Genomic DNA, 2,650 nt, shown 5'->3' on the forward strand with positions numbered 1-2,650 from the left:
TCCTTATACTGCACCCATAAGCCTGGTGAATACATAAATATACCTGCTAAAACAAATGCAATTGTGCTTAGCAAATGATCTGAATTTTAAGCGTATGATATCTTTGTAAAATATATATTAAATCCCTTAGTATAGGAGAGATTCTAATGTACCAACCAAAAACCAAAGAAACTGACAGCAGTGTTATCGAGTTTATTGAAAATGTCGACAACCCCAAAAAGCGTGAGGATGCATATCAATTATTAGATATTTTTACTGAAACGACAGGTTTTATAGCAAAGATGTGGGGACCGAGTATTATTGGATTCGGTACATATCATTATAAATATGAATCTGGTCATGAAGGTGATGCTCCTCTTGTAGGTTTTTCACCTCGAAAAGCAAAAATCAGTTTATATTTTGCTACGGGTGACACAAAACGAGAGGAATTATTAAAGGACTTTGGAAAACATACTTCCGGAAAAAGTTGTGTTTACATAAATAAAGTAGCAGATATTGATCTTAATGTTTTAAAAGAGTTAATAAACCAATCTGTAAAATTTTTGAGAGAAACCTATCCGAATAATTAGAGTGAAAGTATGTGGATATTATCCTTTAATTGTTTCAGAGATTCAAGAAAGTGAGAGGAAGCAAAATGAGAAAAATTAAAGTGGGTATAGTTGGATACGGCCTTTCAGGTGCTACATTTCACGCGCCTTTGCTAAGTGTTTTAGAGCAATTTGAAATAGCGAAAGTAGTAAGCTCTAAAAAGGAAAAAGTGCAGCAGGATTTGAAGCACGTGGCAGTAGTAAGTAGCTTAGAAGAAGTTTTAGAAGATGCAGTAATTGATTTAGTAGTTATTACGACACCAAGCGGTTTGCATTATGAAATGGCTAAACAAAGTTTACTTGCTGGAAAACATGTTATCTTGGAAAAGCCGATGGTAGTAGAAACATGGGAGGCAGAGGAGCTCATAAAGATTGCTGAGGAAAGGGAGCTTCTTTTAAGTATCTATCATAACAGAAGATGGGATAATGATTTTTTGACAATTAAAAAACTTATGAATGATGGTGTACTTGGAGAAATCAATACATATCAGGTCCATTATGATCGCTTCAGACCAGTGGTTAGAGATAGGTGGAGAGAAAAGCAGGGTCCAGGAGCTGGCATGCTATATGATTTAGGCTCACATCTAATTGATCAAGCCTTACATTTATTTGGTTGGCCACAATTCGTATGGGCAGATGTTTTTGCGCAAAGAGAGAATGCAGAAACGGATGATTATTTCCATGTTATTTTAGGGTACGAAAAGCTGCGAGTGATATTGCATTCAGGGTCAATCGTTCCGACTAATGGACCGCGGTTTCAGGTACATGGAAGTAAAGGAACTTTTATTAAATACGGGCTTGATGGACAAGAGGCTGCGCTTAGTGAGGGGAAAAAGCCTATAGATAACTCTTGGGGTGCAGATAATCCGCAATTCTATGGTCAGTTGGTTACGATTGATGGAGAAAAAGAGAAACATGAAACAATACAATCTTTACATGGATCTTATTTAACATATTATAAAGAAATTGCAGAAAGTATATTTGAGGGGAAAAAGGCTCCTGTCACATCGGAAGAGGGGCTATCCGTCATTAAGATCATTGATGCAGCGCTGGAAAGCAGTCAAGGGAAAAAAGCTATATATGTTAATTGAAATACTTTGTTGTCCCAATGAATTCTTTTTACTCTTTTTGCATCAAAATGAAATGAGAAGATGAAAATAATAGGCAGCCTTGTTTTTCCAAACGGAATAAACAGGTTGCTTTTTACTGCTGTCGATAAAGCAGGAACTTTAGGTTAGTGTTAGTTCCAAGGGTTTTAATTTCCTAGTGGTCCTTACATATCACGATAAAGTTACATGAAGGGAAATCAATTTTGGGAAACATCTTTCAAAGTGTATTAAATTATGGAGGTATTTATGAATTCTTATATTCAAGAACTGGTTAATGTATATTCAAAACACACTGATGTGGAATATGCAGAATGGTCTAAAAAATATTTGAGGAACCAATTTGAATTTTTGGGAATTCGATCCCCTATTCGTCGAACATTAACTAAACAGTTTATGAAGGAACACGGATTGCCAACGGAAAGTAATCGTAAAGATATCATTCTTATGCTTTGGGACCTCCCAGAAAGAGAATACCAAAAGGCAGCCCTTGATATTCTTGAAAAGGAAAAAAAGAACCTCTGCGCTGAGGATATGCCCTGGTTAGTCAATTTGATTGTAAGTAAGTCATGGTGGGATACAGTAGATGTACTTTCTCCTCATATCATGGGCTATATGTTTTCAACTTATCCTAAACTCATTCCTCAATACTCCGATTTGTGGATTGAAGATGAGAATATTTGGTTGCAAAGATCAGCGATATTATATCAACTACACTATAAAGGCGGAACGGATGAAGAACGCCTATTCCGTTACATAATAAGACGAGCAAATAGCGATGAATTCTTTGTTCAAAAGGCAATTGGTTGGGTGTTACGTCAATATGGAAAAACTAACCCCGAGAGCGTGAAATCATTTGTTTTAAATCATCAATTAAAACCTCTTAGCAAGAGAGAAGCGCTAAAACATCTAACTTAAAATGGGATATTTTTGAATAATAACGAGAGACCTCAAAGG

3 protein-coding genes are annotated in these 2,650 nt (G+C 36.0%); all 3 read left to right on the forward strand.

What is annotated here, in order from left to right; genetic code table 11:
• The first annotated feature begins 146 nt into the window (after positions 1–146).
• The 3 genes from AC1DUW_RS25435 (at position 147) to AC1DUW_RS25445 (ending at position 2,611) form a co-directional block, all read left to right on the forward strand.
• Complete coding sequence (locus AC1DUW_RS25435) at positions 147–569, forward strand: DUF1801 domain-containing protein (RefSeq protein WP_477643779.1); 423 nt, start codon at positions 147–149, stop codon at positions 567–569.
• 65 nt (positions 570–634) lie between these two features.
• On the forward strand, positions 635–1,678 hold the full coding sequence (locus AC1DUW_RS25440) for an oxidoreductase (RefSeq protein WP_477643780.1): 1,044 nt from the start codon (positions 635–637) through the stop codon (positions 1,676–1,678).
• 264 nt (positions 1,679–1,942) lie between these two features.
• Positions 1,943–2,611, forward strand: a complete 669-nt coding sequence (locus AC1DUW_RS25445; protein ID WP_477643781.1) for a DNA alkylation repair protein — start codon at positions 1,943–1,945, stop codon at positions 2,609–2,611.
• Positions 2,612–2,650 lie beyond the last annotated feature (39 nt).

The sequence above is a fragment of the Peribacillus sp. P4_C12 genome (genome assembly GCF_056402095.1).